Origin of the sequence: Pseudoalteromonas sp. RB2-MNA-CIBAN-0110 (genome assembly GCF_040309305.1) — a bacterium.
GTDB lineage: Bacteria > Pseudomonadota > Gammaproteobacteria > Enterobacterales > Alteromonadaceae > Pseudoalteromonas > Pseudoalteromonas arctica.
In genome coordinates, this window is record NZ_JBEOOQ010000001.1 from 284208 (window position 1) to 302710 (window position 18503).

At 37.7% G+C, this 18503-nt stretch carries 16 protein-coding genes; 7 read left to right on the plus strand and 9 right to left on the minus strand.

Going from position 1 to position 18503, the window contains the following annotated elements:
• Window positions 1-78 precede the first annotated feature (78 nt).
• Together rlmF and ltaE are read left to right on the plus strand one after the other, a co-directional pair.
• Entirely contained in the window at window positions 79-1011 is a 933-nt protein-coding gene (rlmF, locus tag AAEY68_RS01225) for a 23S rRNA (adenine(1618)-N(6))-methyltransferase RlmF (protein WP_024593111.1), read from the plus strand.
• A gap of 40 nt (window positions 1012-1051) precedes the next feature.
• Window positions 1052-2056 carry a low-specificity L-threonine aldolase gene (gene ltaE / locus AAEY68_RS01230; RefSeq protein ID WP_024593110.1) on the plus strand — a complete coding sequence of 335 codons (1005 nt, stop codon included), beginning with the start codon at window positions 1052-1054 and terminating at the stop codon, window positions 2054-2056.
• On the opposite strand, the gene AAEY68_RS01235 is transcribed toward ltaE, so the two are convergent.
• The 8 genes from AAEY68_RS01235 to AAEY68_RS01270 form a co-directional block, all read right to left on the minus strand.
• Window positions 2030-2623 carry a thymidine kinase gene (locus tag AAEY68_RS01235; protein ID WP_007582344.1) on the minus strand — a complete coding sequence of 198 codons (594 nt, stop codon included), beginning with the start codon at window positions 2621-2623 and terminating at the stop codon, window positions 2030-2032. The genes ltaE and AAEY68_RS01235 overlap by 27 nt on opposite strands.
• Before the next feature lie 82 nt (window positions 2624-2705).
• Window positions 2706-3497 carry an amino acid ABC transporter substrate-binding protein gene (locus tag AAEY68_RS01240; RefSeq protein WP_350585379.1) on the minus strand — a complete coding sequence of 264 codons (792 nt, stop codon included), beginning with the start codon at window positions 3495-3497 and terminating at the stop codon, window positions 2706-2708.
• A 75-nt stretch (window positions 3498-3572) separates the two neighbouring features.
• On the minus strand, window positions 3573-4043 hold the full coding sequence (locus AAEY68_RS01245; protein WP_007582340.1) for a methylated-DNA--[protein]-cysteine S-methyltransferase: 471 nt from the start codon (window positions 4041-4043) through the stop codon (window positions 3573-3575).
• The gene (locus tag AAEY68_RS01250) at window positions 4043-5395 is read right to left on the minus strand and encodes a DNA-3-methyladenine glycosylase 2 family protein (protein WP_350585380.1); all 1353 of its coding nucleotides are present in this window, start codon (window positions 5393-5395) and stop codon (window positions 4043-4045) included. Before AAEY68_RS01250 ends, AAEY68_RS01245 begins: the two co-directional genes overlap by 1 nt.
• Before the next feature lie 74 nt (window positions 5396-5469).
• On the minus strand, window positions 5470-6081 hold the full coding sequence (locus AAEY68_RS01255; protein WP_350585381.1) for a superoxide dismutase: 612 nt from the start codon (window positions 6079-6081) through the stop codon (window positions 5470-5472).
• 16 nt (window positions 6082-6097) lie between these two features.
• Window positions 6098-6604: a DUF2753 family protein gene (locus AAEY68_RS01260; RefSeq protein WP_350585383.1), complete on the minus strand. Its 507-nt coding sequence runs from the start codon at window positions 6602-6604 to the stop codon at window positions 6098-6100.
• 79 nt (window positions 6605-6683) lie between these two features.
• Window positions 6684-7166 (minus strand): GNAT family N-acetyltransferase, encoded by a 483-nt coding sequence (locus tag AAEY68_RS01265; protein ID WP_024593105.1) that lies wholly within the window; start codon window positions 7164-7166, stop codon window positions 6684-6686.
• Between the two features lie 12 nt (window positions 7167-7178).
• Window positions 7179-11942 carry a PAS domain-containing protein gene (locus tag AAEY68_RS01270; protein WP_350585384.1) on the minus strand — a complete coding sequence of 1588 codons (4764 nt, stop codon included), beginning with the start codon at window positions 11940-11942 and terminating at the stop codon, window positions 7179-7181.
• 251 nt (window positions 11943-12193) lie between these two features.
• Here AAEY68_RS01270 and AAEY68_RS01275 point away from each other — a divergent pair, with 251 nt between their 5' ends.
• The 5 genes from AAEY68_RS01275 (at window position 12194) to bfr (AAEY68_RS01295) (ending at window position 17666) form a co-directional block, all read left to right on the plus strand.
• The gene (locus tag AAEY68_RS01275; protein WP_350585385.1) at window positions 12194-13060 is read left to right on the plus strand and encodes a cation diffusion facilitator family transporter; all 867 of its coding nucleotides are present in this window, start codon (window positions 12194-12196) and stop codon (window positions 13058-13060) included.
• 114 nt (window positions 13061-13174) lie between these two features.
• Window positions 13175-14245 (plus strand): PepSY-associated TM helix domain-containing protein, encoded by a 1071-nt coding sequence (locus tag AAEY68_RS01280; protein ID WP_350585386.1) that lies wholly within the window; start codon window positions 13175-13177, stop codon window positions 14243-14245.
• A gap of 72 nt (window positions 14246-14317) precedes the next feature.
• Window positions 14318-16453: a TonB-dependent receptor gene (locus AAEY68_RS01285; RefSeq protein WP_350585387.1), complete on the plus strand. Its 2136-nt coding sequence runs from the start codon at window positions 14318-14320 to the stop codon at window positions 16451-16453.
• Window positions 16454-16718: 265 nt separating this feature from the next.
• Entirely contained in the window at window positions 16719-17189 is a 471-nt protein-coding gene (gene bfr, locus AAEY68_RS01290) for a bacterioferritin (RefSeq protein WP_002958985.1), read from the plus strand.
• A 12-nt stretch (window positions 17190-17201) separates the two neighbouring features.
• Window positions 17202-17666, plus strand: coding sequence for a bacterioferritin (gene bfr, locus AAEY68_RS01295; protein WP_010554007.1), 465 nt, complete (start codon window positions 17202-17204; stop codon window positions 17664-17666).
• Window positions 17667-17732: 66 nt separating this feature from the next.
• Here bfr (AAEY68_RS01295) and AAEY68_RS01300 read toward each other — a convergent pair whose 3' ends face one another.
• Window positions 17733-17927: a (2Fe-2S)-binding protein gene (locus AAEY68_RS01300; protein ID WP_002960627.1), complete on the minus strand. Its 195-nt coding sequence runs from the start codon at window positions 17925-17927 to the stop codon at window positions 17733-17735.
• Between the last annotated feature and the right edge of the window lie 576 nt (window positions 17928-18503).

The following is an 18503-nucleotide window of genomic DNA, read 5'->3' on the forward strand; positions in this document are numbered from 1 at the left end:
TACCAAAGGAAATGTCTGCACTTTACTCATCAGCATTTGTTACAATCACCACATCATATCTGTTGTTAAAATGAAGCCATGAAAGAAAATAAAGCACGTTCAAAATTACACCCTCGTAACCTACATAAAAATGGGTACGACTTCGATTTATTAACAACAGAGCACCCTGCTCTACTGCCTTTTGTTATAACCACACCTGCAGGTACTAAAAGTATTGATTTTAGTGATAACAAAGCCGTTAAAACACTCAATCAAGCTCTTTTAAAAGCACATTATAATATTGATTTTTGGGATATTCCTGAGCACAATTTATGTCCACCTATACCTGGGCGTGTTGACTACATTCATTACTTAGCCGACTTATTAAGTGATGATAACCAACAACAAATACCTTTAGGTAAGCAAATTAAAGTGCTTGATATTGGTACTGGCGCTAATTTAGTTTATCCGCTTACTGGTACAAGTGAATATAAGTGGCATTTTACAGGGACTGATATTGATCCAGCTTCGGTAAAAATAGCAAAGCAAATTGCTCAGTTTAATGGTTTAAAAATAATCCTAAAACAACAAAAAAACGCATCACATATTTTTAAAGGCGTTATAAATCAAAAAGATCTATATCATTTAACGCTCTGTAACCCTCCGTTTCATGCAAGCGAAGAAGAGGCGAGTAAAGGCAGTGAACGTAAGTGGAAAAACCTAGGAAAAACACCCAGTAGCGCACTTAATTTTGGTGGTCATAATAATGAATTATGGTGTGAAGGCGGTGAAGTACAGTTTATCTCTAACATGATTAAAGAGAGCGAAGACTTTGCAGAGCAAGTACTGTGGTTTACGTCGTTAGTCTCTAAAAAAGATAATATTGCAGCCCTTGAAGAAGTATTAAAAGCCCACCCAATAGCACAATATAAAATAGTTGATATGGCACAAGGTCAAAAAATTAGCCGCTTTATTGCATGGAGCTACTTTGATAAAGAAACTCGTGAACAAATTTGTAGCGAGCTGGCTTAGTACCAATTTTATTAAAAACAATAAAAAGGATAAGGCAATCATGATAGATTTTCGCTCTGATACAGTTACAAAACCAACAAAAGAAATGCGCGATATTATGTACAACGCACCGGTTGGTGACGATGTATATGGCGATGATGAAAGCGTTAACCAGCTAGAAGCTTATGCGTGTAAGCGTTTTAACTTTGAAGCTGCTCTTTATTGTAGCTCAGGTACACAAGCCAACTTACTTGCAATAATGGCGCATTGTGAACGAGGTGACGAATACATTTGTGGCCAAAATGCTCACAACTATAAATTTGAGGGCGGCGGAGCAGCTGTTTTAGGGTCTGTGCAACCACAGCCTATTGAAAACGATGCTGATGGCAGTATACCTTTTAGTAAAATAGCTGCAGCAATAAAACCAGACGATTGCCATTTTGCAAAAACGCGATTACTTAGCTTAGAAAATACCATAGGCGGAAAAGTACTCCCGCTTGAGTACTTAGCCCAAGCTCGTGACTTTGTTGACACACATAATTTAGCGCTGCACTTAGACGGCGCACGTGCTTTTAATGCCGCTGTTGAGCTAAATGTTGATATCACTGAAATCACAAAGCACTTTGACTCAATTTCTATTTGTTTATCTAAAGGTTTGGGGGCGCCCGTAGGCTCTTTATTATTAGGCTCACCAGCACTTATTAATAAAGCAAGACGATGGAGAAAAGTACTTGGTGGCGGTATGCGCCAAGCCGGAATGCTTGCAGCTGCCGGGCAGTTTGCACTTGAGCACAATGTAGAGCGCTTAAAAGACGATCATGCAAATGCACGTTATTTGGCTCAACAATTAAGTGAAATCAGTGGCTTTACTGTAGATATGAGTAACACCACTAATATGGTTTATGCAACATACACTAGCAGTATAAATATTGAAGAGATTGCTGAGGCACTTAAACAACAAGGTATACTATTTAGCCCAAGCAAGCAGCTTAGGCTAGTAACGCATTTAGATATTACGCGCGAAGATATTGATACATTTTTAAATGCTTTGTCGGCCCATATTTAACGCGGCTTTATAATGTTTGCGGCATACCGAAACATATCGGTCATTGCCGCCAATTTCTACTTGGTTACCATCGGCTATTGCTTCACCATTTTCATCGGTACGCAGTACATGGTTTGCTTTACGTCCACAGTGGCATACAGTTTTAAGCTCAACTAACTTATCAGCCCACGCAAGTAAGTATTGCGACCCTATAAATAGCTCACCTCTAAAGTCGTTACGCAAGCCATAACACAGTACCGGTATACCTAATTCATCAACCACATCGGTTAATTGCATTACTTGTTCTTTTGATAAAAATTGGCATTCATCAACTAACACACAATGGCGTTTTTTGTCGTTGTTAAGCGATTGAATAAGATCAAAAACATCTTTGCTAGCATCAAATACATGCGCATCTGCTTGCAAGCCTATACGAGACGATACTTTACCCACGCCTTGTCTATCATCAATGGCAGCAGTAAGGATCACAGGTTCCATGCCACGTTCTTTATAATTAAATGCAGATTGTAATAACGTGGTTGATTTACCTGCATTCATTGCAGAGTAGTAAAAGTATAATTGAGCCATTGTGGTGCCATTTTATAAAAAGTGCGCTTATGCTACCTTAATATTAAATTAATACCAATTTACAAACGCGAATTTAACGAGGTTATTTAAGTGTTTGTAAATATTTAATATAGATAGGTGCACTTTCAAATTTTGATAGCCATTGCCACATTTCCCAACTTAGAGTGTTATTTTCTTCGTAGAATTTTTTTGAAAAAACAAGATAACCATGGCTGGTTTCGTAAGGGGGATAAATAGGTTTAACATTATTACCCTCATACGGATAACTCGACACTTTTAAGCCATCAACTTGGCATAGATCAACGCTCGCCTGCACCACGCCCTTATCTAGCAACTCAAAAGCTTTGCTTTTAGAAAACGTATTATGAATAAAAAATGGCTCTTCTTTTAACGCGCTATTTAGTCCATAGCCATTAGGAATGGCTATAGTAAATGCTTTATTTTGAAATACTTCGCGAGTCTCCCATTCTTTATGAAATTTATAACGCCCTATAAGGCAGCTACTAAATTCACTTACTGCATAGTCATCTTGTAACTTACCTTGCTGATCAACAGGGTAAACAGCAACGTTTTCTCGTCCTTTGCGGTAACTGGCAATAACAGCATTAACTCGATTAAATTCTAAATCGCTTAAGCATCTACGCCATGGTTTTCTAACAAACTTAATCTCAACACCATCAATCGCTTTATCTAATAAACTTAAAACCTCAACTGAGGCATCAGGTTGATCAATAGGTATAGCCTTATCAACACCTAAAAATAGTGGTGCTGCGTTTTTATCTTCATAACAAAAAAGTAATTCTTTGGCCGTAACGCCATCGCAAAAAACAATACACTTCAAAACAAAAATATAAAGTAACGTTCTAATTTTCATAGTGATTTTTATTTATAAACTAAATCTACAGTGTAGTATGTAGAACTAAACATACAAAATATTCGTTACATTAATTTACATTAATCCTTCGTGTTTCAGCAACCAAAGTTTCCTATCAAGCCCACCAGCATAGCCCGTTAACTTTGCATTTGCGCCAATAATTCGGTGGCAAGGCACTATAATACTAATCGGATTTTTACCATTCGCGGCGCCTACTGCCCTCACTGCTTTTGGGTTATTGAGTTGGTTTGCAATATAGCCGTATGTTTGCGACTGTCCAAAAGGTACCGTTAATAGTGCTTGCCATACGCTTTGTTGAAATACTGTACCGTTAGTATCAAGTGGTACATCAAAAGTAGTGCGTTTTTTTGCAAAGTACTCATTTAACTGCGCAGCGCAAATAAGCACCGCCTTGTTAGCGACTTGCTCAAATGGCGTATGAGGGTGTTCAACTGGTGGATAAAACCCAACGTAACTCACTCCTTTATCTGTCGCTTGAATAATTATGTCGTCTATAGGGCTCGAAATTGATGTTTGAATGATCATTATAATTGCTGCCAAAGTTGAAAAGTTAAGTAAGAGCGAAAAGGAGCGCTGTTAGCAGGTACGAAAGGGTTTGCCGCCGCTTGAGCTTTTTTAACACCTAAGTCGCCATCAAGTAATATATCGGGCTGGCTTTGCCCTCGCAACTTTGCATAATTTACCGTCCAAGGACCAATTCCCTTTAAATTAAGCCATTCGTCTAAATCGTCATTTTCAGGATTTAGTGCACAAAACTGGGCTAAGTTGTGTAGCGCATTTTTGCGTGCTTGTGGCATTTTAAAAAATGCAAAATCACTATTAGCAACAATTTTAGCTGTAGGAAAATAAACGGTATCGCCCTCTTTTTCGCCTAATTCGTCAACTAACTTTGTTACTAAATTATGCGCCGCAGTAACACTCACTTGTTGTCCGAGTACCGCCCTTATACCGGCTTCAAAACTTGACCAAATCCCTGGAAGTCTGAGCCCTTCACACACTGTAAACGCATTGTTTATATTGGCGCTTAAATGCGTTTCAATTAAATTAATATCGGCATCTAAATCAAGCACACGGCGTATATTATTTATAACAGGTTGTAAGTACACCGTATTGTCTATGTTGATAGATACACTAAAGTGGTTTTTACTCGCTATAAATTCAGCGGTAAAGCTTCCTTTATATTCCTCACTTGCAAAAGTGCGTCCGTAGCTCGTTTGTGTTATCCACTCCATTGGTTTTATCAAGCGCCTTTGTAAAAAACCCTGCAAAGCAGGCCAATTATAAGGCGGCCTAAATGGCAGGGTTAAAGTGAGTGTTGACGTTGGTTTTTTATCGCCACTGCGCAGCTTCGAGGGAGCTATATTTAACTGCTGTAAAAATGCATCATTAAAGCGCCTAATGCTTTTAAAGCCTGCGGAAAACGCTATTTCGGTAAGGGGTAAATGTGTTTCTTGAATCAGCTTTTTAGCAAAGTGACATTGGTTAAATAATCGATATTGCGTAATCGACACGCCAAAATACTGCTTAAACAACTGTCTTAAATAACGACTACTTACACCTAAACGAGCTGCTAATTTTTCGCAGTCGTGCTCGTCATTTTGATCTATTAACTGTTTTGCTCTAAGTGCAGTCGTTTTTGTACCCTGCCATGCTGCGCTGCCTGGGGCACTATCGGGTCTGCATCGTATACAGGGTCTAAAACCATCTTGCGCCGCGTTATGGGCAAACTGATAATAAGCAACGTTTTTTTCGTGAGCCGTTGGAGCAGGGCAAATAGGTCTGCAATAAATACCGGTACTTTTTACCGCTACGTAAAAAAGCCCGTCAAAACGAGGATCGCGACTCTGACGTGCTTTTTGCCAATGTGAAGTGTCCATAAACGGCTCTATAAATTAACCTAATAGAGCCTAGCTTATACAAAAAAATTCACATTACTAGCCATATTCGGCACTCAACCAATAGCCAATAAATAACGCCTTTGTACTTCTTGCCAATTAATTACATTATAAAATGCAGCAATATAGTCAGGACGCTTATTTTGATACTTCAAATAGTAGGCATGCTCCCATACATCAAGTCCCAAAATAGGGATATTTCCCTGCATTAAAGGGCAATCTTGATTAGCACTATTTTCTACAATCAACTTTTCATCCGGCGTTACACATAACCACGCCCAACCACTACCAAATTGGCTAATTGCCGCGGCTGTAAATTGGTCTTTAAATTTATCAAAACTGCCTAGTTGCTCATTTATAACCTGAGCCACAATACCTTCAGGTTCACCTCCTCCTTGTGGGCTCATTACTTGCCAAAATAAGCTGTGATTAAAATGCCCTCCTACATGCTCTTGTACTGCTTTTTGCAAATTACTAGGCAGGCTGTTTATTCCCTTAAGTAATTTTTCAGCATTTGCGGTTGCATATACAGTATCTGCTAAAGCAGCATTGGCTTTATTGATATACGTTTGATGATGCAATGTGTGGTGAATATGCATCGTTTTGCTGTCTAAATGAGGCTCAAGCGCATTATATTCATAATCAAGTGCTGGCAATGTAAACGCCATAAATTACTCCTTTATTTTAATGTAGCAGGCTGTTTGTTGAATCTTTAGAGCATAAGCAAAAATTCACTTGCTCTATTAGCTCAGGTAAAAAATGATAGCGTCTTGCAAATGACACAAGTTCAGAGGAAGTTTTAATGTAATGATGCTTACTCACTTTTTGTATATCGTAATGAGTATGCTTAATTAATGAAGAGAGTGTTAAGTGTACTTCGCATAGCCATTTGCATGCATTTTCAGGCTGTTGCATAGCTATATAGGTATCAACTAAATTATGTGACGCAACAACAAGTGCGGGTATACAGTGCTCAATAGCATGAATGACAGTGTTATTAATCTGAGCATATAAAAATTGCTGAAGAAGATGATCTGCAAGTGTTTTAGCTAATAAGTATTTATCGCGGGCTTCGAGAAGTGCACCTTGTTCAAATGCATAATTACCTTGCATTATATTCGACTGCCAAGGGCTCAATGCTTGATCAAGATAAAGTAAATCTGAGTGGGGTTGTTTTTGACTTGAGATCATATAATCATCTGCACGTTTATTTATGAGTGTGTATTTAACTTACACACCCATAAAACTAAATGCAAATGATTTTCATTAACTATTTGGCGAAGTCTAATAATTCCTGCCCTGTTAAGCGATATATAATCCACTCGTTTTGCGGCTTTGCACCAATGCTATTGTAAAAATCGATAGCGGGTTTATTCCAATCAAGCACTACCCATTCAAAACGCCCACAGTTATTACTAATCGCCTTATTAGCTAAGTGCTTCATAATGGCTTTACCTGCGCCATTGCCACGGCTATCTGGGCTTACGTATAAATCTTCAAGGTATAGGCCATTTTTACCTAACCAGGTAGAGTAATTATAAAAATATACCGCAAAACCAATTGGCTCATCACCTTCTAAACAAATTATGCTGTGCGCAGTTGCACCTTCACTAAACAGAGTATCTAATATTGCCTGCTCGTCTGTTTTTACTGCATCAGGTTCTTTTTCATATATGGCAAGTTCGGTAATAAAGTGCAAAATTGTTTTTGCGTCACTTGGTTTTGCATCACGTATTATAACGGGTTGGCTCATTGTATTTTTACCTTAAATATACTGCTCTAATTTATCTTTTAAAATATCTAATTGAATAGGTTTACTCAAGTAGTCATCCATTCCAGCTGTTATACAACGCTCTTTATCTGAGTTCATTGCATTTGCGGTGATAGCGATTATTTTAATGTTTTTATGCTGTATGCCCGCCACGCCTTTACGAATAGCAGCGGTTGCTGCAAAACCATCCATAACAGGCATTTGGCAATCCATAAGTACGAGCTTAAAGTATCCTGAATCATGCGCTTCTAATATATCAATCGCTAATTGGCCATTCCCGGCAATAGTAACGTCACAATTAAGCTTTTTGAGCATTAATTTAGCCACCTGTTGATTAATAGGATTATCTTCCACCAGTAGTATTTGGGAAGACTCCTGCATCTTTTCTTTTTTAAGTGACGAAATATAGCCTGACGTAACAAGTGGGAGCGCCTCGCCTGCATCATTACTCGTTATAACCGACAGTGCAGAAATTAAATCGGCAGTGGTTACTGGTTTAGGAAAATATGCCTGAAAGCCAGCATCAGAATAACGCTGCGCGCCTTCCATACCTGCAATACTGGTCATCATTACAAGTGGCATTGATTTATAATGTTCATGTGCTTTTAGTGCTTTACACAGCTCTATGCCATCCATTCCTGGCATTTGCATATCAAGCACTGCAATATCATACATGCAATTTTTATCTTTATAGTGCTGCGCGCACATATCAAGTGCTTCATGTGCATCACATGCGAGTGCAACCTTAGCGCCCCAATGTTCAAGCTGTTGTGAAATTACAATTCGATTTGTCTCGTTATCGTCAACAACTAAAACTGTTAGCTCTTCCATATTAATATTAGGAATATAACGCTCTTTTTGATCTCCCGGAGTTAACATTATAGTGGCGGTAAAGGTACTCCCTTTACCTGCTTCACTTGTAAGAGAAATTGCTCCCCCCATTAACTCACAAAGCTGCTTACAAATAGCCAGCCCTAAGCCACTGCCCCCGTATTCACGCGTTGTTGATGCATCTACCTGAGAAAAAGGGGTAAATAACTGCTGTTGCTTTTCTTCACTTATTCCTATGCCTGAATCTTTTATACTTGCAACAAACTCTAAACCTTGAGCCACTTTATTAATTTTAGCGCTTACAACAACCTCGCCCTTACTCGTAAACTTAACGGCGTTACTCAGCAAATTAGTAAGTACTTGTCGAATGCGCCCAGGATCTCCGCATAACTGCGAAGGCTCTAACGCTACCAAATCTAAAATTATTTCTATACCTTTTTCTTGAGCAGTCAATGCTTGTGCGGCAGCAACTTCGCCAATTAAATCACGTCCATTAAAGTTAATCTCTTCAAGTTCGATTTTACCCGCTTCGGCTTTAGAGAAATCTAAAATATCGTTAATTACACCCAATAAAGAATGCGCACTTGTTTTGGCTATACCTACTTTTGTTTCTATTGGTTTAGGGAGTGACTCTAATTGAACAAGTTCTAGCATACCGAGTACACCATTCATTGGCGTTCTTATTTCATGGCTCATGGTTGCTAAAAATTGGCTCTTGGCAATGGCTGCATCTTCTGCTTTTACAAGCGCTACTTTAAGCTCCTCACTGATTACTTTACGTTGCTGAGAAACTAAAGTACTTCCCACTAAAGTAGCCAATGATCGAAGATAGGTTTCTTCACTTTGTGTCCAATTGTGATGTTCGCCTACCGTTTCAGCGCACAAAATACCTAAATTACCATCACCAGTTGCTATTACTGCATCAAGCATCGATTTAATATTTAATGGCTTTGTGTACGCTTCTATAAAATCAACAGTTGCTGGGTGCGTATAAACATCATCAATGGCTACTAAGTTTTGCTTATAAATGGCGCTATAATATGCAGGGTAGTCTTTAGCAGTTAAAACAGCATCTGTATCTACAAACCCTTGTCCATCTATGTATAAACTATGACATGTCATTACATCTCGTTGATCGTTAAAAATCCATACCGACGCACGTGCAACATTTAGCACTTCGCACATAGATTTAACCGCTAGCTTTTTAACTTGCTCTACATCACTATTTTGCACTTCAGGTGCGACTGTAAGTGCGGCTAAATTTTTGTTATAGCGGTTTGCTTTTTCGCTTTCGAGTTCAAGGCGCTTATGTGCATCAATACTTTGAAATGAGCCAAAAACACGTACGCATTTACCATCTTTAAGCTCTGCTTGGCCCATTGATTTAACCCAACGCTCTTGCCCCGAATAGGTCAAAATAATAAGCTCTACACTCCAGCTTTCACCTAAAGTCACAGCGCATTCAAATAAGGTACTTATAGTGTCTCGGTGTATTCCTGGTTTATAAAAATCAATAGCAGTATCTATCCTCGGCTCAAATCCCTCTGGTACTTCGTGGATAACTTTAACTTCATCAGACCAATAAAGAGTATGCGCATCTAGGTCCATCTCCCATGCACCAATCTGGCCTTGCTTACTCATTGATTCAAGCAGGCTTTGCTGACGGCTTATTTTTAATTGTGTATTGTAACGTTCTGTAATATCTAAAATAAATCCATCTAAATACAATATATTGCCATCATCTGCGTAAATCGCTTGGCCTTTTTCGTTTACCCAATGCAAAGAGCCATCGCGGGCTTTAATTCTATACTCAACAGACCATGATTGCTTAGCGCTAACACAACGGACAATTTCATCTTTTATTTTTTGAGAATCGTCTTCACATATTAAATCAAAGAAGCAGAGGTCTTCATTGTGTATCAACTCATCGGGTGAATAACCGGTTATTTCACTCGCTTGCTCGCTCATGTAAAGCATGCTTAATTTGTCATCAAACTTACATCGATAAATTATGCCAGGGATATTTGATACCAAAGATGCAAATCTGTCTCGACTTCCTTGTAGCTCAAGCTCTGTAGATTTTCGATCTGATATATCCAAATGCGTACCGATCATGCGTTTTGGAGAGCCATCGGTATTCCACTCAACTATTTTTGCAGTATCGAGAACCCAAATCCAATGTCCATTTTTATGCTTCATGCGGGCTTCACTAACATAATAATCAGTCTCGCCGGAAAAATACGCTTGAAGTTTTTTCTCCGACATAGCTAAATCATCAGGGTGAGCATAGGTATACCAAGTATCTATAGTACAAGGTTCAATATCACTGAGCTTGTAACCTATAATCTCGGCCCAGCGGTTATTAAATGTCACCTTTTTAGTATCAATGTACCAATCCCAAATACCCACTGCTGTTGAGTCAATCACTAGTTGTAGCTGTGTTTTGTGCTGTTCAAGCTCTAGCTCTTGTAGCTTAAGCGCTGTAATGTCGGTACGAATAGCAATATAGTTTTGTGGTATACCGTTTTCATCTAAAAATGGTGCAATGGTGGTATCTACCCAATAAAAACCACCATTTTTAGCTTTATTACAGATTTGCCCGTTCCATACATCACCGCGTTTAAGCGTTTTGTACATATTTTTAAAGAATTCTTTTTCGTGTTTACCTGAATTTAAAAGGCGATGGTTTTCGCCTATTAATTCATGTTCGTCGAAACCACTGATCTCACAAAATTTCTTATTTACAAAAGTAATAGTGCCATGTAAGTCAGTTACCGCAACAATGGCATGTTCATCTAATGCACTTTTTTGTTCTGCTAATTGTTTTAATGCAATTTGAAGTGCCGAACGTTGTTTTTGTAATATACTTTGTTGCTCTTCTTTTACAGCTACTAACTTACGTAAGCCCAATGAAAGCTGATTAAATTCAATGCTATCGTTTATTATTGGAACTTTAACTAAATCGCCTTTTGTAATATTTTCGACAATTTTAGCTAAGTTAATTAAAGGCTGAGACAGCCGGCGACCAAACCACCACGACAACGTTAATATCAGCAGTAAGGCACCTGAATTAGTTAATACAGCGAGCTGCTTATAATAATTAGCACCTTGTAGTGCGACTTCTTTTGGTTTTGATACAAGTAGCTGCCAGCCAGACTCATTTAAAAACTCTAATGAATTAATATACCCATATAAAGTGACTTCATTTTTATCAATATAAGAAAAAACACGTTGTATTGGTGAGCCATTTTGAGAGAAAAATGATGGTTGGGTATCGTCTGAAGTATTACTTTTTTGAATTTTATTATTGTGCATAACATAAAATGTTATGTCTTTATTAGCAGCGTGTATTTTACTTAGATTATTTAATAAGCCATTTAAATTTATATCTGCAAGCAATATTGCTTGTAGCTTATTTTCATCATTTAATATCGGTAAGCCAATAATATGATATTCACGCCCTGAGGCAGTCATTGACTGGAATTGGATTTTACCTGTATTTATAATCCCAGAACGTATGTTATTAAAGCGCGGCTCTTTAATAACATTTAAAAAAAGTGATGAAGGTAGTGAATTAACGAGGTTTACATCAATAAGCTCTACATGATTAACAAAGTCATACTGCTCAATAAATTGATTAATTAATTTTTGCTTTTTATTGGGGCTGATATCAAACTGCGCCCTAAGCAAATATAAATCTTTAACATGGTCTGTAAACCAAATATCAGCAAATTGCTTACCTATATTATTAAGCTCGTTAAGTTCAGTGTCTGCATTTTGTTTAAGCGTGCTATTTACATGTTCAAGACTAAACCACGTAAGTATACAAAGTGGCCCTAAGGCTATAATTATAAAGGTTATAATTAACTTACTTCGAACAGACTGTCCTTTACCTGTTAATTCACCAAAGTTTAAACCTTTGTCCATGCTTAATATCCAGCAACTTATAATCATTTAATATTACTTACATTAATGCACTAAATATATAAAGACGCAAGTTTTGAGCGGTAAACTCCTTAAAAACTGGGTATTTAGCGTTACAATCTTAAATTCACATTTTTTAAAAAATACGCCTTTATTACTAACTTATAATTACGCTTGCTTACGCTACAACTTCTGTAGCTGTTTTAAACTCCTCGTGATATAAGCAGTATTTAATCAATGCGTTTGAGGGCATTATGGCGCACGATCACTCACATAGTCATGTAGACGAAAACCAAAGCAATAAAGAGCTCACCGTTGCTGTGGTTATTAATGTATTGCTAACCGTAGCCCAAGTTATTGGCGGGATATTTTCGGGCAGCTTGTCACTTATAGCCGATGCCCTTCATAATTTAAGTGATGCTGCCGCTATATTTATAGCCTTGGTTGCACGTAAAGTTGGTAATAAGCCTGCTGACGGCACTCATCATTTTGGCTATAAACGCGCTGAAATACTTGCCACACTTTTTAATAGCAGTACATTAATATTAATTGGCGTGTATTTAATTTTTGAAGCCATTTCGAGCTATTTAAACCCTCAACCAATTAATGGCTGGATAGTTGTGTGGGTGGCAGCAATAGCGTTGGTCATTGATTTAGCAACAGCGTATTTAACCTACCGAGCTGGAGCAAATCACAGTATAAATATAAAAGCGGCCTTTATTCATAACGTATCAGATGCAATGGCATCTATTGTTGTTATTATTGCAGGCACCTTAATTATTTTATACCAATGGTATATTGTTGATTTAATTGCCACTGTGCTTATTTCTATCTATGTAATTTATCATGGCATTTTACTATTAAAGCAAAGCTGCAAAATTTTAATGCAAGCAGCGCCTAGCAACATTGATACACACGCAATATCACATGCTATTAGCAATGAATTTAATATCGAATCGGTAGTTAGCATTAAGCTTTGGCAACTAGATGATAAAGAAAATTATTGTGAGCTTGTTATTAGCACTCAGCACTTAATTAATTTGCCAACAATAAAAAGCTTTTTACACGACAATTTTAATATCGAAAATTGCATAATAGAAATCCGACCAATCGCAAATTAAAGCCCAATTTAATGTTCTTAATAACAAGCTAAACCAAATACATAACTATTTAATTGAAAACAGCTCGTATTATCATTTACAATATTGCCATTAACTCATAATGAGATACCGTTTTTGAAACTTTGGTTACGTAGAATTCATTTAGGCCTTGCCCTTATTAGCGGACTATTTTTATTAATAGTGAGCTTAACCGGTGCTGTTATGATTTATGCAAAAGATATACAGCACTTAATAGAGCCTGCAAAATGGCAAGTAACACCACAAGAAAATTTAATGCCTTACGATGAGCTTATACAAAATGTACGAGCTCAAACTAAGCAAAAAATCACTTTTTTTATGCCCGAACAAGCGCCAAACGCCGCATGGCAATTTAGGTTAGCCAATAAACATTACGCCAGTGTTAATCCCTACTCTGGGAGTGTACTAAACGTCTATGAATCAACAGATACTATTTATGGGTTTGCGATGGGATTGCATCGCTGGCTGTTGTTTGAAAACAGTAAGGGTGAAAAAACCTTTCGAAATTGGATGTCGGTATGTGCATTGCTACTTTTAATAAATGTATTACTCGGCTTTTATTTATGGGTAAAGCCCAAAAACAGAGTTAAACGTTTAGCTATAAAACCAAAAGCCAAATTTAGAGTGCTCATGTATCAATTACATACAGTGCTTGGTGTTTACTTTTTTATACCCCTTATGCTTATTGCCTTTACTGGCATGGCATTTAACTGGAAAACACAAACTCAATCTGTATTAGAATTTGTAACGTTTAATAAAGTAGAACAAAGACCTGAAGCGCCAAAAATAATAGCCCCTTCTCAAGCTGCGTTAAACTACAATCAAGCAATTAAAAATGCAGAGAACCTATTTCCGGATGGTAAAGTATATAGAATTTACTTACCTAAAAATGATGACGAAGTAATTGCACTGAGAATGCAAAACCCTGGCGAAAGCCACGCTTACAGCTGGGTTTGGACTAACCCATTTACTGGTAAAGTATTAAACTCATTTGACGCCAGTAAAACCAACTTCACAACACAAGCATGGAACTTTAAGTATAAGTTTCACATTGGTGATTTTGCAGGTCCTATTGTGCAGTTTTTATGGTTATTAATAGCCCTTTCACTCGCATTTTTTATTGTAAGCGGTGTATATTTTTGGTTAAAACGCCATAAATGGAAATAAATCTCATTAACACTTGTGTCATTAGCTGATAATAATTACCATTACGACAATTATTATCAACTAAGACACCCCATGTTAAAAACTTCGCTTTGCCTTATTGCTGTTGCAATCAGTACTAACACGTTAGCAAATGAAAATAATAAAAATGAATACACTTCTGATCAGTTAGAGCATGTCATTGTATCTGGCAGCCGCATATCAGAGAACATTGACGAAGTACCTGCCTCGATTACCGTTATTAATCAGCAACAAATACAACAGCATTTAAAAGTAAGCTCAGAACTGGGAAGTTTACTCGCGCAAATGGTTCCTGGCCTTGCCCCAGATACTGGCAGTTCAAGTAATTCAGGGCAAACACTACGCGGCCGTGCGCCTTTAATAATGATTGATGGTGTACCGCAATCAACCCCTCTTCGTAATGGTTCTTTAGGCGTAAAAACGTTAGACGCCAGCGCAATAGCGCGCATTGAAGTCATAAAAGGCGCAACGTCTATTTATGGTAATGGTGCCTCAGGTGGCATTATTAACTACATAACAAAACAAGCGCGTAGTGATGGTAAACCTGAAGGTGAAATAAGTATTTCAAGCCGCTTTAGCGCTGTTAAATTAGCAGAAAGTGGCGGCGGTAGAGTATCAGCCGCAGTAAACGGTAAGCTCGACCAACTAAGCTACCTGCTAACAGCAAGCTATGAAGAAAACGGCGTACAACGCGATGCAGAGGGCGATATTTTAGGCTTGCAATATGGTTTATCTGATTCTGAAACTCAAAACTATTTTACCAAACTAACTTATGATTTTGACGACGAAAAGCAACTGCAGTTTAGCTATAACTTTTACAGCTCACAGCAAAAAACTGATTTAGGCGATGTTACTGGCGATGGCAATATAGGGGAGAAAACATACGCTATACACGTCCCCTTAGAGCTTCAAAAACAAGGTAAGCCGCAAGGCCCTGAAGGCAACGAAAATATAACCCTAAAATATGTTGATTACGCGCTGTTTGAAAACACACAAATGACCCTCGATCTGTATAAACAAAATATAGAAAACGTATTCTTTTTCTCAACCGCTTTAGCCAATCTTGATGAAGGTTATACCGGTGGTCAATCAGTTATTAAATCAGACAAGCAAGGTGCCAGAGCTACATTTAATAGCCAGTTTGATTTTGAAAACGTAACAGCCACCCTAATCTACGGTATTGATGCTTTAAACGATAAAACATCGCAACCTTTAGTAGATGGCCGTGTGTGGGTGCCAGAAATGGACATGGAAAGTGTCGCAGGCTTTTTACAAACCAAATGGGTAATAAACGACGACATTATTGTAAAAGCGGGTGTAAGAAACGAAAGCATTGATTTGAGCGTAAGTGACTACCAAACGCTAAAACTTTGCAAAACCGCATCGCAATGTTCAGTACCATTAAATGTGCGTGGCGACACCATTAATTACGATGCAACAACCTATAATGCCGGTATTAAATATAACTTAACAGCTGCCTTTAGCCCGTTCTTTAGTTACTCACAGGGCTCTGATATTTCTGATATTGGCCGCCTACTTCGCGCAGCAACCGTTGACGATATTGCACTTATTCAAACACAAGCCTCAATAATCGACAATTACGAAGTTGGTTTTACTTCACAGTTTGAAAACGTGCGTTTTGAATTTGCTCTTTACAGAAGTACCTCAGAGCTTGGTACAAGTAATGAGTATAATGAAATAACGGGTGTTTACGAACCTGTACGTGCACCACAAGAAATATGGGGATACGAAGGGTTAGTTAATTACACTATTACCCAAGATCTTAAATTAAGCGCAACGTACAGCTATGTTGAAGGTAAAAATACCGAGGCCGATGACTATTTAGGGGCAAGCCAAATTAGCCCACCTAAAGCAACAGCGAATGTAACGTGGCAAACAAATGACGAGCTATCGCTTGCAATGAGCTTTTTATATGTAGGCGACAGAAAGCGTTTTGATAAAAATGCACAGGGCCAATACTCTGGCGATCAGGGCCCTGTTAGTAGCTACAACACATTCAACTTAAGTGGCCAATACAATGTTAACGCCAAGTGGAGTGGGTATTTTGGAATAGAAAACCTATTCAATAGTGATTACTACCCTGCCCGCGCACAGGCTTACACCTACGGTGGATATAACATTAAAGGATTAGGCACAACGGCAACGCTGGGTGCTAAATATCAATTTTAACAAATAAACACACGTTATAGGCATGCCCTGCATGCCTATATGCTCAACAAACCCCGCATAAATAAACACCTCACTTTTTATCTAGCAATCATGATCTTGTATTAGATGCTAATGCAAATAAAAAACTGTCCATAAACCAAGCAGTAACGCAAACTTAAATAAGAATCAAAACCAATAGTAACGCAATGATTTTTATAGAGAAAACTTGCAATATAGGTTATTTGTACTACACTGCATACAATTGAAATAGTTAAGGCGATTTATCATGAAAGGTAATCAAAAAGTAATCGATGCGTTTAATACATTGTTAGCTAACGAATTAGCAGCAATCGATCAGTATTTTATACACTCGCGCATGTATGACGACTGGGGTTTAAACAAACTATACGAGCGCCTTAACCACGAAATGGAAGAAGAAAAAGATCACGCAGACTGGCTTATTAAGCGCATCTTGTTTTTAGAAGGTGTACCAAATATGACTAAGCGCCGTGATTTACTTATCGGTAACGATGTAAAAAGCATGATGCAAAACGATTTAACACTAGAGCTTGAAGTAGTTGCGTGTGTTAAAGACGTCATCGCAATATGTGAAGAACAACAAGATTATCAATCTCGTAGCATTTTAGAAAAACTGTTATTTGATACCGAAGAAGACCATGTTTACTGGTTAGAGCAACAACTTGGCTTAATTGATAAGATTGGTTCTGAAAATTATCATCAAGCACAAATGGCTTAGTAGGAGCATATTATGAAAGGCGATAAAGACGTTATTGCAGCGCTTAATAAAGTACTCGCTAATGAGCTTGTTGGTATTAACCAATACTTTTTACATGCACGCATGTTTAAAGATTTTGGTTTCACTCAACTAGACAAAGCAGATTACAAAGTATCAATTCAAAAAATGAAAAACGCCGATCGTTTAATCGAACGTATTTTGTTTTTAGAAGGCTTACCAAATCTTCAAGACTTAGGCCGATTACGTATTGGTGAAAACAGCGAAGAAATGATTGCAGCTAATATGGGTTTTGAACTCGATACTATTGATGAGTTACGTAGCGCAGTTAAACTGGCTGAAAACAAAAAAGATTATATTACCCGTGAAGCTCTTGATCACATTTTAAATGAACAAGAAGAGCAAATTGATTGGTTAGAAACCCAACAATTACTTATTAAAAATACGGGTATTAAAAACTACTTGCAGTCTCAACTGTAAATAGTAACAAGCATAAAAAAAGCAGCTAAAAAGCTGCTTTTTTTATATCTAAGTTTTTATATGTAATTAAGCAACTTGATCCGTTACATCAGCAATCTGAATAAGTCTGCGATTAAGGATCTTTTTAGTACAACCACAACACTTACCGCATTGGCTGCCTACTTTAAGCTCTTTAGTTAATTCACGCATGGTCGTTGCACCATCGTCAATTGTTTGCTCAATTTTTTTATCAGTCACACCGTGACATAGACAAATATACATGAATACAAACCACTCTCAATTTCATTTAGTACGTACATACTAATCTAAACGAAAATGGTTATCAATTGTTATTTAGATAATATGTATTATTTAAAAATTTTTTTGGCCAGTGCCACTTAAATTGAGAATTCGCGGCAGCTTGAGAATAGTTTGAATTTCAAGCAAGGTGTGGCACTCAGATTGAGATTTATTAATTAAAGTTCACCTTAAATCTAAGTAAGGTTAGGTTTAGGCAAATATTTGAATGGTTGAAAATTAATTACATTAAGGCTTTAAAAACCTTAATGTATAAATACGGAATTTATGGGTAGGTGATTTCCGGTTTGTGCCAGTGTAGGTCGGATAAGCGAAGCGCCATCCGACACAGTAAGATACCTTGCCAATTATTATCAACATTTTATGTTGTCGAGTGGCTGGAGAGTGCCATGAGCGGACATTTATAAAGCTTGGCGTAAGGTACGCCAACACCACACTTGCAAAACCAGTTACACTGCAAACTTAAACTGCCGAGTGTCAGGCGTCACTTTGCCTTGATGCATTTTTTATGTTGTTTATGCAAAGGCAGCAGCAAGATTT

Excerpts from the sequence above, each read along its gene's own strand:
- bfr (WP_010554007.1), top strand. The coding sequence starts at position 17,202 with ATGAAAGGCGATAAAGACGTTATTGCAGCGCTTAATAAAGTACTCGCT.
- ltaE (WP_024593110.1), top strand. The coding sequence starts at position 1,052 with ATGATAGATTTTCGCTCTGATACAGTTACAAAACCAACAAAAGAAATG.
- AAEY68_RS01270 (WP_350585384.1), bottom strand. The coding sequence starts at position 11,942 with ATGGACAAAGGTTTAAACTTTGGTGAATTAACAGGTAAAGGACAGTCT.
- AAEY68_RS01275 (WP_350585385.1), top strand. The coding sequence starts at position 12,194 with ATGGCGCACGATCACTCACATAGTCATGTAGACGAAAACCAAAGCAAT.
- AAEY68_RS01300 (WP_002960627.1), bottom strand. The coding sequence starts at position 17,927 with ATGTATATTTGTCTATGTCACGGTGTGACTGATAAAAAAATTGAGCAA.
- AAEY68_RS01260 (WP_350585383.1), bottom strand. The coding sequence starts at position 6,604 with ATGATCTCAAGTCAAAAACAACCCCACTCAGATTTACTTTATCTTGAT.
- AAEY68_RS01250 (WP_350585380.1), bottom strand. The coding sequence starts at position 5,395 with ATGGACACTTCACATTGGCAAAAAGCACGTCAGAGTCGCGATCCTCGT.
- AAEY68_RS01255 (WP_350585381.1), bottom strand. The coding sequence starts at position 6,081 with ATGGCGTTTACATTGCCAGCACTTGATTATGAATATAATGCGCTTGAG.
- AAEY68_RS01240 (WP_350585379.1), bottom strand. The coding sequence starts at position 3,497 with ATGAAAATTAGAACGTTACTTTATATTTTTGTTTTGAAGTGTATTGTT.
- AAEY68_RS01235 (WP_007582344.1), bottom strand. The coding sequence starts at position 2,623 with ATGGCTCAATTATACTTTTACTACTCTGCAATGAATGCAGGTAAATCA.
- AAEY68_RS01245 (WP_007582340.1), bottom strand. The coding sequence starts at position 4,043 with ATGATCATTCAAACATCAATTTCGAGCCCTATAGACGACATAATTATT.
- rlmF (WP_024593111.1), top strand. The coding sequence starts at position 79 with ATGAAAGAAAATAAAGCACGTTCAAAATTACACCCTCGTAACCTACAT.
- AAEY68_RS01265 (WP_024593105.1), bottom strand. The coding sequence starts at position 7,166 with ATGAGCCAACCCGTTATAATACGTGATGCAAAACCAAGTGACGCAAAA.
- bfr (WP_002958985.1), top strand. The coding sequence starts at position 16,719 with ATGAAAGGTAATCAAAAAGTAATCGATGCGTTTAATACATTGTTAGCT.
- AAEY68_RS01285 (WP_350585387.1), top strand. The coding sequence starts at position 14,318 with ATGTTAAAAACTTCGCTTTGCCTTATTGCTGTTGCAATCAGTACTAAC.